The following is an 11,514-nucleotide window of genomic DNA, read 5'->3' on the forward strand; positions in this document are numbered from 1 at the left end:
AATTGTGAATAACTTGCTGTATGAACCAGGTTTGACAAATCGCTGTACTCCTTGATTTGTCTTTACGAAGAATCGCACCACAACCTATTGCGACCTTAGCGAATAAATATTTTGCAGCAAACTAATGTTTGTTGAGCGTTAGGGCAAACCCCAATGATCAGCCCGCTCCCTCAGCCAGCCCGATTCACGCCATTGTTCGATTTGTGCATAGACTCCATGTCTTAATTCTTGGTACTGCAACCCTTTGGGCATAGCGATCGCTAGACTGGTAGGCGCTAAATTTTGCTCTATGGCCACAAATTCAGGATGGGACTGGAGCCAAAAAGAAAGCACACTACGATCGCCAGCAAACGCATCTACTTGATTGGTTTGCAACGCAGCCAGACCAGACTGATAGGAATCCACACCGATTAAATCTGCGGTGGGAAAGTAATATTGCAATGCTGTAATGTTGGCCGAGCCACCCAGGACAGCAATACGAGCCGATCGATTGAAATCATCTGATTCACGGCCTTTTCTAGCGACCAAAGCCATTCCATCGGTGTAATAGGGCAGGGTAAAATCTACCAAACGGGCGCGATTATTGGTGAGGGTGATCTGGGCGATTACAATATCCACCCGATCGCTCCAGAGGGCATCAAGGCGATCGCGGTTCGCCAGCGGCACAAACTCCACTAATGTTTCATCTCCCAATAGCTCTTGGGCCAGGCGTTTAGCAATATCAATTTCTAAGCCCACTAACTGATCCGCTTCATTTCTAAACCCCAATGGTGGCAGGTTATCTTTCACCCCCACCACTAAATAGCCGCGTTTTTGGATCGTTGCCCAATCTGCACCGATCGCGGCAGCAGGAGTAATTACACCAACTGCCAGACCAAATAGATTGGTCGCAATCGTCAAGGGTAATAAGGGTAATAGAACTTTTTGCCAGTTAGGCCAATTTGTCATGGGCTTAGATCAAATCCTCTAACGCGATCGTGGGAGTCCAGCGCATAAATCCAATCATTAATATACGCTAAATCATGGTCTTTCCAGCCTGATCAACCGATTCAACTGGATCTGGATTTGGCTGTTCTAGAATATCACCATACTTTTCGATCGCCCAATGCCAGGTAGCCTGGTCGCGCTTTTGATAGCGCAGATTATTAAAAATTCTCGCTAACCAATAGAGCGGCAACCGGATCAGGTCAAATATAAAAAACTTGAGCCAGGGGAAGTCAAAGTTATAGCCATACTTATGCAAATAGGGCGCGGCTACTAGTTCATAGGTAAACTTTTGCAGGCGCGTCATTTTGTGCACATATTTACTGGTGTTGCTGGGATCGAGTGCTGACTTTACTTTGCCATGAAAGGCATTCATATAGTTTTGATCAACCAGTTTTTGATTGCGCTCTAGCTTATAAAAATCCTGGTGCATCTGCGATCGATAATCGATCTCCAAGAAGTCGCAAAGCTGCTTGAAGGTTAGATCTGGCTCTCTGAGCATATCTTCATAACGCAGTTCGATCGCCTCGATTTCCTGATCCTGCCGTTTGAATTCAGCCACGCGGCGTAAACCATCAATCCAGTACAAGGCATTGGCAACTAGTCCCTTTGGGCCAAATTTTACCCTACTTTTGAGGTGTACCTGCTGATAGGAAAGACACACATCCCGCCCATCGCGCACTATATGCACCAGCTTGGCGGCTGGATAGGTTGCAAACACCCGATCGAGACTAGCAATTAAAACAGGGGACTTAATTCCATAGGCAAATTGGGTTAGACCATTAGCCTGCAAATAGGCACTATAGATCACACTATTTACATCTGCAAAAGACTGGGGCGCAGCTTGGATCAGGCTTTCAAGAATAAAATCTGCCGCCATCTCCCAACCAGCCACTTCCGTCGTCTCATAAAATAGCTTGATGATTTGGCGATAATCTACTTCACTGAAGGTCGTTTGATCGTGATAGTAGGGATAGACCCTGGCAATAAAATCGCTTTCATAGGGAATATAAATCTGCTCTGTGGCATTGAGAATCGATCGCAACAGGGTAGTGCCCGATCGACCAGAGCTAACAATAAACAGCTCTGGGGCTTTGAAGGGTTGAATTTCAGTCTTACTAGTCATGCATGATCAAGGGAGCGGCTGTCACTTAAACTTAATAAACAATAAACAGCCAGCCATGAAGTACAAGGTTAAAACCAATAGTTAATAATAGTTAATTAGTTATAACGCTTGAAAAATTAATTGGAACTAAGCATCCGTCAACCCTAGGGTTTGGGTACAAGTCACTAATCCTGGTAGCTCAAGATTCAGAGCCACTAAGAACCAGGGGAAACCCGCTTAACCAAAGCATCGAGACGGCGCTTAGCGGTTTTGTTGTCTGGTTCTAGTTTTAACGCATCTTCATAGGCAGCGATCGCCTGGGGAATTAATTTTTTACGCTCATAGGCATGTCCCAAATTATTGATCGCGCCCACATATTCAGGATCAAGGGCGATCGCTTCTTTATAGTTTTTGATCGCCAGGTCATATTGCTCTTGGCTGAAATAGGCAAACCCGATCGCATTATTCACCTGCGGAATACCGGATTCACTGGCTTTGAGAGCCTTATTAAATTCACTGATCGCCTTGACATAGAGCTTTTTACGCAAATAAACGCTGCCTAATTCATAATGCTCTTCTGGTGCGCCTTTCTCCTTTTGTAGTTTTGGTTGCAGCTTGGTAATCACCGATTCCAAACTGCGATTTTTCAAGATTTGGCGAATAATTAATGCTCCTACTGCACCAAGCAGCACAATTAAAGCACCCAGATAAGCGATTGCTAAAGAACCTTCCATAAGCCAGACAAATAATATTGATTTTTAGTTAATTGAAATATTCAGATATTGAGATATTCAGATATTTAGATCTCTAGATTAAGAGATTGAGAATTAAGCCAAACAGCGATCGACCCGGACACAATCAATCAAGATGTTAATTAATCATGGCAGGCAATTGCACCACTACTTAAAAATTAAACAACTATCTAACATTATCTAAATCTAAAATAACCCAACCACTAACGATCGCCTACCAACCGCCCTGGATCGATCGCGGCAACCCCAGTTTTTGGCAAACCTGTTGATCAAACTTAGCCTGCTGCCAATTATTAGCTGATCTAATTTGATTGAGGGTCAAATTCGCTGCATTCCTGAGATCGCAACCATATAAATTAGCACCAAATAAATTAGCACGGTGCAAATCGGCACCCCGTAGATCGCTACCAAACAGGCTGGCATTACTCAGATCAGCACCAAATAAGTTGGCATAGTAGAGGCTTGTTTCATCTAAGATCGCGCCACTGAGATCAGCATTAGCCAGATTAGCATCACTCAGGCTAGCACGACGCATGTTTGTCCCCGCCAGGATTGCTTGCTTCAGGTTGGCTCCCTGTAAATTTACCTTGTAGAGGTTATAGCTGCTTAAATTAATGCCCGTCAAATCAGCATAGGTAAAATTACGATTGCCTTGTTTATAGCGCTGCCAAAATATCCTGGCCCGATCGCTACCGCCCAATACTGCGCCGTTGGTTGGGGGCGGTGAATTGCCACCCAGGGCAGCGTCTTGTTTACTGGGATTAAATTCATTCATGGCGATATCTCTAAGCTATTGCTTGATGCGATTGTATTTGCCAATGCAGATTAGAGAGTTTCTTAGCCAAAATATTCAAAATGCATCAGAAAATGCATCGGAAAATGCATAAGTGTAAATGTTGTTGATTAGATTTTGGTTTAACTAATCCAACCTAACAAAATCTGAGTTCAACAGAACCATAACTACATACCTAGAGAGGCATAATTCAATCAGAGCGGTGGAAGATCGATCGCCTTTTGCAAAAACTCTCGATAAGCCCGAATCATGGCCTGGGTGCCCTGCCGATCGCCATCTTCTAGATCTCTGACATCTTTAAATAGCTGATCAGCCAGCTCAACCCCTGGCATTCCCTCACCAAAAGTTTCGTCTGGCACCTGGTAAAGCACCTGTGCTGCCTGGTGATAGGCTTCTAGCACTAACCGCAAATCCTTAAGCATATGTTTGATCATAAACCCTGGTTGAAAATCTGCCTCGGCCACCTTCATGCCCAGGTTAGTTAAAGCCCAAGAGCCCGCCGCGCCACTACCACACACATCCACCACCAATTGCGGATCGATGTCAAGCTTTTCCGCCAGGAGCATCGCCTCGCAGATTCCGACCATATTTAAGGAAACCAAGACCTGGTTACATAACTTTACACCCTGACCACTACCGGATGGCCCACACCAATGGATGCTTTTACCCAGCACCGAAAATAGCGGCATGCAAGCCTCAAAGTCAGCCTCAGAGCCACCCACCATGATCGTCAAAGTTCCTTTTTGAGCGCCAATGTCACCCCCTGAAATCGGTGCATCGAGGAACCTGAGGTTGTGCTTTTGCAATTCTGTTGCTATTTTCTTGGCAGCACTGACACCGATGGTGCTAGTATCTACAATCATTGCTTCGGACTTAGCAAATTCAGCTACTCCACCGTCTCCTAATACGACCGCTTCTACATCCGGGGCATCACCCAAACACAAGAAGATTACGTCTGCATCGGCGATCGCTGCTTCTATTGATGGGGCAATGATCGCACCTGCTGCTTCCACCTCGCTAATGTGGGGGCGATCGGCAGTCCGATTCCAGGCCGTAACCGCATATCCTGCTTTGGCCAGATTAATAGTCATTGGCGCACCCATTACGCCTAGCCCTAGGAAAGCAACCTTTTGTGTAGTCATTTCAGTCAGTTACGTTATTAAAGTTACTTTAATTTAATTAAATATCTGTTTTATTTGGATTACGCAAAACCACGGCTTAACCTAGTTTAAGTCGGCCTAAATTCAAATCAAGTTCAAAGTTCAGCGCTTAATGACTAGCAACGATCGATGTTACTGGTTTGATAGTGACTTGATTTAATCAGGTAGTTAGTGATAAATCCATTGAGCAGAGCTAACTTAGCTCAGTATCGAACCAAGCTAACCAAGCTAATTAATAGTTAATAGAATCAACAGTAAACAAGTCTCATCAAATTTAGCTTAGCCAACTAAATTTTGTGCATTTGGACTTAGATAGGACTTAGATACAAAATCAGATTACAAAACTGAACCATAGGTCTGATCAACTAAAAATCAAAAAAAATCAACAGCACAATCCCCACACTAGCCTAACTGTTTCAACCAGCCAACAATAATTCACCAGCAAGGCATTAACTAATAGTTAATTGTAGTTAATTGCCATAGGTAAATTATTACTAGCCATTAAAGCACAGAGGATAGTATGGGGATTCGTTCCTAGCAGCTTGCAAATTAATTTGCGGCTAGAGTCTAGCCTACGAATCTAGATTACCGATCGGGATCGCTAAACTATATGTATTGCGTTGTTGCTGCCAATAGCAAAGTTACTATCTAGCCATAGCCAGCTCTTCCGGAGGCCTTAAGCTAGGAAACAAAAAGTGATTTTCTTCTACATATTGCGCACCAAAGAGACCTTTTTCTGCCCAAAAGTAACGATCGGTGGTATGTTCATTACGTCTGACCAGAAGTAGCGCAGGGGGAGCAATCCCAGAGTTATGGATGAACTTCCGCGCAGCAGTCACTGGTTTATCACTACCACTATCGATACTGAATTGGGGTATCATCTCCAGGATCTTACGACCTTCTTGACGACGTCTACTTTTCCGTTTCCGTCTCCTAGCCAATTCAACTACCTCCTAATTTACGACCCATTATTTAGCGTTTGGATTGTTATTTGGATTACAAAACCGTTGTCTATTATATCTATCTTATGACTGAACTTCAAATTTTCTTTACAATTTTAATAAATGCTTACTCGGCATAGATTCTAGCGATCCAGTCTGGGCAATCTTCCTGGCTCTGCACTGCGAAATAGCTCGCAAGAAATATATCCAGATACTTCTATGGGATTGACTTGTGGCGATCGGATTGCTTCTTTACACACGATGAATTAGTGCTCACATTAAAATCGCTTAACTTAACATTTAGCAAAGATTATGACTTTACAAGGATTAAACTTTTGCACGGCTATTATATTTGCTTTTTTGTAGGGATATTTCCCTGGCGGAAGTAAAAAAGCAGAATATTTTGAGCAATTATTGGATTGACAGGTTACTTTAACAAGAGTGGCGATCGCCAGTAATGAAAAATTAGGGGTTGCCAATCTCTGTTGCACTCAAGTTGATTTAAATAATTCCCCCAGGTTCACAAAGCTAAAATATTTATTAGCTCTGTATGGTTGCGTAAATTAATCTAAAGATCAAGTTTGGAAATATTTGGATTCAGTTTAGCTGCAACGCTTGCTTCTATTTAATCGTGTTAATCGTGAGCATTACCAGGTCACAGCACCAAAATTCAGGTATTTTGTGTTTTTAGATATTTAAGCTGCTTTACGGCTTAGATCCTGGCTGAGATTTCGGCTCAGGCCAACACAGACAATCAACGCTACAAAAGCGATCGCCGTACCAAAAGCTCCTTGCGCCAAGGTGATCGCCTTAAGATCCGGAAAAATAAAATGAAACACGCCATTAATGCCGCCAAACCCACCAAAATAGAGACCGATCCCAAAGCCACTTAATTTGTTTGGCATCAGTTCCAGCGCTAGGGGAATAACCCCATTGATCACCACACTCCAGCAAGCCGCGATCGCTAACATGACTAAAGTTACGATCGCCGCCACCTTTATCCCCAATAGAGCAACGAGCAAAATGGCAAACCCAGCCGCCGCGATCGTCATCATTAATTTATTGCCAACCTGAGCCGCCAGCCAACCCATTGGCAATGCAAAAAACGCCATTGAGATAAACATCAAGCCCATCCCCAGGCTGATATTATCGGCAAAGATGCTATTGGCCATGAAGGCAGGGAAAAGACGAACGACTAGGAATCTAAACGTGCCACCGACCAGAATCCCAATCACAAAAATCAAAATGGCATTGAACACCCAGGGCAGCTCCTGGTTCAGACTGGCTAGGCCAAGGCGAGCACTTGGTTCGATTATTACTGAAGCAGCTTGGTCTAAGGCTTGATCCAGATCATTGCCAGTGATCAATCGCTCTGCTAGATCAGCATCAGAAATCTCGCCTTCACCACTTAAATCTTCAATTTGATTCGTGGAAGCTGGTGGATTTGTCAGCCTTAGCACGGCCCCAGCCACCAACAGGGCGATCGAACCAGTTAAAAAAGTAATCACTGGCCCCATGCCCAAAATCAGGTTATAGGCCAATGGTTTCAGCGAGCCTACTAATCCCCCCGCCAGGGTTAAAATACTGGCTGCCTGGGGTAACTTAGAACCAATCGCATATTGTCCCAGTAAGCTAATTGCTGGACTGCGGAACAGCGACATTGTAAACGCCCAGGCCACCAACACCACCGGTAACAGCCAGCGTAATACCCCGGCAGGGCTACCAAAAATAGCGATCGCTGGAATTGCCAAAAATACCGTCGCGGCCAGGATGATTCCCAACACAATCAATGGCAACTTGGTGCCAGTCCAACGCTTAGCACGATCGGACACTCGCCCCATAATTGGCTCAACCGCTGCCGCCATCAGTCCTTCAAAGAACAAAATAAAAGCCGCGATCTGAGCCGAGAAGCCAAATTGACCAAGCAGATCGGGAAAGTAGATGTTGTAATAGACCCAGGTAAGAGAGATTGCACCCTGCATAGCAGCAAGAGCCAACACCCTCGACCAGAGAATACCTGAGGCGACTAGCTTTGGTGGCGGGTTCATAGCTATTAATAATTGATTTTAATTAACTAAAATTTCTAATTTCTATACCTGTCTTAAACCAAGCTCTCGATCACTAAGTATCGATTACTAAGCATCTAAGAGTCTCTAAATCTCTAGGCCAAGTTCATGGCAGCAAGGCGATCGATGTTTTCACGCACTGACTTAGCAGACGTGTGCAAAGCATTTAATTCTGCTTTAGACAAGTTCAGCTCAACCACCATATCGATCCCCTCCTGCCCCAATTGCACCGGCACACCCATGAATAAATCATGCAAGCCATATTCACCATCAAGATAAGCGGCAACGGGAATAATCCGGCGACGATTGAGTAAAATTGCTTCCACCATCTCTGCTGCTGCCGAAGCGGGGGCAAAATAAGCGCTGCCCGTTTGCATCAGCTTGACGATCTCCGCGCCACCATGACGGGTGCGATCGACCAGGCGGGTAATGGCATCTGGGGTCATTAGTTCCGTAATTGGCACCCCAGAGACAGTGGAATAGCGCGGCAATGGCACCATTAGATCGCCATGTCCACCCATCACCATTGCCGTAATATCGGCGATCGAAATGCCCAATTCCATCGCAATAAAAGCTTGAAAGCGGGAAGCATCCAAAACGCCAGCCATGCCCATTACCTTACTCTTGGGCAGGCCGCTTACCTTCCAGGCCAGATAGGTCATTACATCCAGCGGATTGGTCACCACAATAAAAATTGCATCCGGCGAATGTTCCACTGCCATTGGCACCACAGAAGCGACCACCTCCGCATTCACTCGTAGCAAATCTTCGCGGCTCATCCCCTGTTTCCGGGGCACCCCAGCAGTCACCACCACCACATCGGAATTGGCGGTGTCTTTGTAATCAGAAGTGCCAACAATCAGCCGATCGTGATGTTCGATCGCGCGAGCCTGCATCAAATCCAGCGCCATTCCCTCCGGTTTACCGGGAACGCGATCTAGCAAAACCACGTCAGCCAGATTCTTCTCAGCGATCCGTTGCGCCAGGGTGCTACCAACATTCCCTGCGCCGATTACAGAAACGCGGGTGGGAGAATGGTCAATGCGTCGATTGGGTTTAAACATTTACTCTGCAGGCTCAAAATAGCTAATGGTTAAGGTTGACGATTAGTTACCTGTCAACGTTCCTATTTACTATTTTGACAACTCAGCGCCGCAGATGGCTGGTAATTACTAATTAATTAACATTCTGGCCATGTTCAACCCCCAGCCAAACCCCAACCAAACCCAAGCCAAACCCGATCGGCATGTCATAACTTTCAATTAATTTAAACTTTTAATTTAAACTGAGAGCCTAAGAGCTGTTATTCCTCTTCGTCTGGCAAACTTTCTGCCACAATCTCCGCCAGGGTTTCTTCTGCCAGAAGAGGCTTAGTATCGTCCAGGAGTTTCTCACCCCACAAATTCTCCTTGAGGAAGTCGAGCTTGCCATAGCGGGGATCGATGCCCAGGGCTTCTTCGCCCAGCTTGAGGGCGCGATCGCGGTTGCCAGCTTGATATAAAACCACGGCCAGGGCTAGTTTTGGTTCCGCTGCCTGTTCGTCTCCTTTTTCCGCTTGATTGACTGCTTGCTCCCAGAATCTGACCGCTTTGTCCTGGTTGCCACGCTCATATTCCACCAGACCAATATTATTGGCAGCCGCCCAGAATTTTTCATCCAGGTTAGTAACAATCTCATATTGCTCGATCGCCTCGTCATAGCGATTGCTGAGAAAATAGGCATTACCCAGGTCAAAAATTGCGGTGGGTTCCTTGGGGACGATCTTGAGGCCAGCTTTAATATTTTCGATCGCCTTGGGATATTCCTGAATCCGGATGTAAGCCGAACCAAGGCTAAATAATACAGCAGGATTATCTTGCTTGAGGCTATAGGACTTGTTGAGGATGGCGATCGCTTTTTCGTATTCGCCCTGACGCAAATAGATGCTGCCTAAGATCGCCTGGGTTTGAAATGCCTGGGGAGCGAGTTGCACAGCCAATTTAGCCCTGGCCAGCGCCAGTTCATATTGCCGGAATTGAGCCAGTTGAGCGGCATCTCCTGCCAGTGCCAAGCCTTGGTTTTCTAGGTTGGTGAAGTTAACCTTGAGGGTGTGGGGCAAGAGCGCTTGCGCTTGAACCGGAGCAACGGTTGCACCACCACAGGTAAGGCCAGCCAGGATAGCAAATAGAAATAGGCGATCGCGCACGGTTATCCTCTCAGATTTCTCAAATACAATTACAAATTTAATGCCAATCAAATCACTAACAAAATTATAACGCTAGCAATTTGGATCGTTAGTTTAGATTTAGACTAAGTTAGCTAAGTTGTTAGTTGTTCTACGATTGTTCTACGATCAGCATCGAGAAGTATGCGTTCAATTAACGGTAGTTTGATCCAGTCATGAGCATTAGGGCATGAGCATTAGGGCATGAGCATTAGGGTAAGAATATTTGCATATTCGTTTAGCTACAATGCTTTTATTCTGGCCAAACTAACAATTAATTAACACCACTCAATTAACTAAATATCTAGCTTACTAATTTAATAGAACATACCAGCCAATCCAGTTAGTTGAATTGTTCTAAATATTCTGGCAGGTTGATTATACACATTAATTCAATAACTTGGGTTGGAGCTGATGACCGACTATGTTTAAGATTAATTTAGTTAGATTATGCAAACTGATTAGCGTGCTTTTTAGCTAATTATTTATAAATCCTAGCTTGTCGTCAATGGCGATCGCCCAAAGACCTGGTTGCTCTACTAGAGATAGTTACTAAAAATCGCTTTTTATTGACCTGAATATTGAAGAATATTGAAGAATATTGAACTAGCGCGGATCATCTAAGTAGGGCGATCCCAATAATTCAAGCCCATAGCCTGGTGTTAATTAATCGATCGCTGAGCTAAAATTTAGCAAGTGTTGCATGTGTTAGGCGATCTTAGGCTTAACCACCACCTAATCACCTAATTATAATAAATGATTAGATTAATTCATCTAGATTAGTTGATCACCGCTCTCTGCTTTTATCCTAAATCCAAGCAAACCATAGGCAATTGTCATGACCCCAGAAAATATTAAAACTAAAGTAGAAGCGATCGCCTCACGTCGTTCTGTTCTGGCCAAGCTACTCGAAAAAGACAACCTTGGCAATCTCAGCATTGATGTTACTCAAGCGCTCGAAGAAATCGATGATTTAATTGCGGAATTTAAGGTTGCTTTCCCCGATTGTACGATCGTAGGTGATGTTAGCCCCACTAGCGCTGGCATCAATATTGATTAAAATAATGATTAGGATCAGGTTCAAGCGTCCATTGTCCAGTTGCTGATCTTGTCGTGAAATAAGGAGTTGTGGCCTGTGAATCCCTTCAAAAAAGCGATCTATTTTGGCTTAGGTCTGGCATCGCTAGCTGGTGAAAAAGTCAGCGAAAAGCTGAATGATATCCAAGATCAGGCGGCGGCGATCGCTGATGATCTCGTCGAGCGCGGTGAAATGACCAGCGAAGAAGCCCGCAAGTTTGTGGATGATATGGTGAACCAGGCTCAGCAACCGGTTGGTGCATCCAAGTCTGGCGACGGATCGACTAGTCAAACACCACGTACGATCGAGATTCTGGACGATGATGAGAATCTACCCGGTGCCGATCCCGAACAGGTGCAAAGCCTCCGCGATAAGGTACAGGAATTGCAGCGAGAGCTAGAAAAAATGAAGGATAGCTAGGAGAATCAGGAG

11 protein-coding genes are annotated in these 11,514 nt (G+C 44.9%); 2 read left to right on the forward strand and 9 right to left on the reverse strand.

All coding sequences use genetic code 11. From position 1 onward, the window contains the following. Positions 1-138: 138 nt before the first annotated feature. The 9 genes from PSE7367_RS01220 to PSE7367_RS01260 all read right to left on the reverse strand — a co-directional run bounded on the left by PSE7367_RS01220 (position 139) and on the right by PSE7367_RS01260 (position 9,986). Complete coding sequence (locus PSE7367_RS01220; protein WP_015163539.1) at positions 139-948, reverse strand: transporter substrate-binding domain-containing protein; 810 nt, start codon at positions 946-948, stop codon at positions 139-141. 67 nt (positions 949-1,015) lie between these two features. After that, positions 1,016-2,110, reverse strand: a complete 1,095-nt coding sequence (locus tag PSE7367_RS01225; RefSeq protein WP_015163540.1) for a sulfotransferase family protein — start codon at positions 2,108-2,110, stop codon at positions 1,016-1,018. Between the two features lie 194 nt (positions 2,111-2,304). Then, positions 2,305-2,823: a tetratricopeptide repeat protein gene (locus tag PSE7367_RS01230; RefSeq protein ID WP_015163541.1), complete on the reverse strand. Its 519-nt coding sequence runs from the start codon at positions 2,821-2,823 to the stop codon at positions 2,305-2,307. Between the two features lie 232 nt (positions 2,824-3,055). Beyond that, positions 3,056-3,616: a pentapeptide repeat-containing protein gene (locus tag PSE7367_RS01235; protein WP_015163542.1), complete on the reverse strand. Its 561-nt coding sequence runs from the start codon at positions 3,614-3,616 to the stop codon at positions 3,056-3,058. Between the two features lie 212 nt (positions 3,617-3,828). Continuing rightward, the gene (locus PSE7367_RS01240) at positions 3,829-4,776 is read right to left on the reverse strand and encodes an NAD(P)-dependent oxidoreductase (RefSeq protein WP_015163543.1); all 948 of its coding nucleotides are present in this window, start codon (positions 4,774-4,776) and stop codon (positions 3,829-3,831) included. A gap of 662 nt (positions 4,777-5,438) precedes the next feature. Further along, entirely contained in the window at positions 5,439-5,735 is a 297-nt protein-coding gene (locus PSE7367_RS01245; protein WP_015163544.1) for a DUF3155 domain-containing protein, read from the reverse strand. A gap of 695 nt (positions 5,736-6,430) precedes the next feature. Continuing rightward, a complete protein-coding gene (locus tag PSE7367_RS01250) occupies positions 6,431-7,783 on the reverse strand; it encodes an MFS transporter (protein ID WP_015163545.1) in 1,353 nt (450 codons plus the stop codon). 113 nt (positions 7,784-7,896) lie between these two features. Then, the gene (mdh, locus tag PSE7367_RS01255; RefSeq protein WP_015163546.1) at positions 7,897-8,865 is read right to left on the reverse strand and encodes a malate dehydrogenase; all 969 of its coding nucleotides are present in this window, start codon (positions 8,863-8,865) and stop codon (positions 7,897-7,899) included. A gap of 239 nt (positions 8,866-9,104) precedes the next feature. Next, positions 9,105-9,986, reverse strand: coding sequence for a tetratricopeptide repeat protein (locus PSE7367_RS01260; protein ID WP_015163547.1), 882 nt, complete (start codon positions 9,984-9,986; stop codon positions 9,105-9,107). 856 nt (positions 9,987-10,842) lie between these two features. On the opposite strand from PSE7367_RS01260, the gene PSE7367_RS01265 reads away from it, so the two are divergent. Continuing rightward, entirely contained in the window at positions 10,843-11,064 is a 222-nt protein-coding gene (locus PSE7367_RS01265) for a hypothetical protein (protein WP_015163548.1), read from the forward strand. 75 nt (positions 11,065-11,139) lie between these two features. Continuing rightward, positions 11,140-11,502, forward strand: a complete 363-nt coding sequence (locus tag PSE7367_RS01270) for a phasin family protein (RefSeq protein WP_015163549.1) — start codon at positions 11,140-11,142, stop codon at positions 11,500-11,502. The last annotated feature ends 12 nt before the right edge of the window (positions 11,503-11,514 follow it).

The organism is Pseudanabaena sp. PCC 7367, from assembly GCF_000317065.1.
Taxonomy (GTDB): Bacteria; Cyanobacteriota; Cyanobacteriia; order Pseudanabaenales; family Pseudanabaenaceae; genus Thalassoporum; species Thalassoporum mexicanum.

What these genes read in the sequence shown, in the direction of transcription:
- mdh (WP_015163546.1), bottom strand. Translation starts at nt 8,865, where the DNA reads ATGTTTAAACCCAATCGACGCATTGACCATTCTCCCACCCGCGTTTCT.
- PSE7367_RS01230 (WP_015163541.1), bottom strand. Translation starts at nt 2,823, where the DNA reads ATGGAAGGTTCTTTAGCAATCGCTTATCTGGGTGCTTTAATTGTGCTG.
- PSE7367_RS01265 (WP_015163548.1), top strand. Translation starts at nt 10,843, where the DNA reads ATGACCCCAGAAAATATTAAAACTAAAGTAGAAGCGATCGCCTCACGT.
- PSE7367_RS01220 (WP_015163539.1), bottom strand. Translation starts at nt 948, where the DNA reads ATGACAAATTGGCCTAACTGGCAAAAAGTTCTATTACCCTTATTACCC.
- PSE7367_RS01225 (WP_015163540.1), bottom strand. Translation starts at nt 2,110, where the DNA reads ATGACTAGTAAGACTGAAATTCAACCCTTCAAAGCCCCAGAGCTGTTT.
- PSE7367_RS01235 (WP_015163542.1), bottom strand. Translation starts at nt 3,616, where the DNA reads ATGAATGAATTTAATCCCAGTAAACAAGACGCTGCCCTGGGTGGCAAT.
- PSE7367_RS01240 (WP_015163543.1), bottom strand. Translation starts at nt 4,776, where the DNA reads ATGACTACACAAAAGGTTGCTTTCCTAGGGCTAGGCGTAATGGGTGCG.
- PSE7367_RS01250 (WP_015163545.1), bottom strand. Translation starts at nt 7,783, where the DNA reads ATGAACCCGCCACCAAAGCTAGTCGCCTCAGGTATTCTCTGGTCGAGG.